The sequence below is a fragment of the Acinetobacter sp. 228 genome, assembly GCF_048147885.1.
Genome location: NZ_JAYWYV010000331.1, coordinates 1 through 1,276, shown reverse-complemented (window position 1 = coordinate 1,276; position 1,276 = coordinate 1). Strand labels below are relative to the sequence as shown.

At 39.7% G+C, this 1,276-nt stretch carries 1 pseudogene; it reads right to left on the bottom strand.

Features of this window, described 5'->3' with window-relative positions:
• Positions 1–1,276, bottom strand: a pseudogene (locus VXQ92_RS18695) (bifunctional SulP family inorganic anion transporter/carbonic anhydrase); the annotation flags it as partial.

Below are 1,276 nucleotides of genomic sequence, written 5' to 3'. Positions count from 1 at the left end.
CTGTAAGCGTAACTGACATGCACTCGTCACTGCACCACAGTCAGTATGGCCTAAAACTAAAATGACTTTTGAGCCTTTGGCCTGACAAGCAAACTCAAGCGAGCCTAATACCTTTTGACCTGCAATATTACCTGCAATCCTTAAACTAAATAGATCACCAATGCCCACGTCAAAAATCATTTCAGTTGGAGCACGTGAGTCCATACATCCCAAAACGGCAGCGATTGGATGCTGGCCTTCATCTGCGGTAACACGAATTTGGCGATAAATATCACGTTGCAAGCGCTCATTCTTAACGAAACGTTCATTTCCTTCTTTAAGTAAAGTAATGACTTGCTGTGGACTTAGTTTACGTTGTAGATCTCTCGTACTAATGTAGATATCCAGTACTGCATCATCTACCTCCTCATAGTGCTGCTTAAATCCAATAAGCTTAAGGTCGACTTGGCGTTTAACTGCCGTCTCATTTTGATAGTCTTGAATGACTTGATAAATATCCGGATCAATCGAATCACATTGAGTGGCATCAATAATCAACTGTTGATCTTTATGAACATGTTCCAAGGCAGAAATGAGTGCGGAACGATTCCATGTAAATGCTTTTCTTTATAAACACGAACACCTTTATTGAAGTTGCCATATAAAATAAATGCACTACTGGTAAATAGCCCCACCAAGATTCCGGTTAATAAATCTGTCAGCAAGATTGCAACCAAGGTAATAATGAATGGTAAAAACTGTCTCCAACCTTTTTGGTAAAGCTGCTTGAATAACTTTGGATGAGTCAGTTTAAAACCAGTCACGATCAAAATTGCTGCAAGTGCAGACAAAGGAATCATGTTCATGAGTGGGACAAAAAATAGAATGGCAAGCAGTAACAACACACCGTGAATAATGGTTGAGCATTTACTACGTGCACCTGTATTGGCATTTACAGAACTACGGACAATCACTGAGGTCACTGGCATTCCTCCAATTAAACCCGACACAATATTACCTGCTCCTTGCGCCCATAACTCACGATTAGGTGGAGATGAACGCTTTTGAGGATCAAGCTTATCGGCCGCTTCTAAATTTAGTAATGTTTCTAAAGATGCCACGATCGCAAGTGTAATGGCTCCGGTATAAATTAATGGTTCTGCTAAATAGCTAAAGTCAGGAAAAACCAATACCTCTTCTGGTGCTTGTAATATATTTGGTAGTTGAATCAAATTATTACTTTGCACAGCCCATGAAGAACCAATACTTATTAAAACAAAGTTAAAAACTGCTGCGA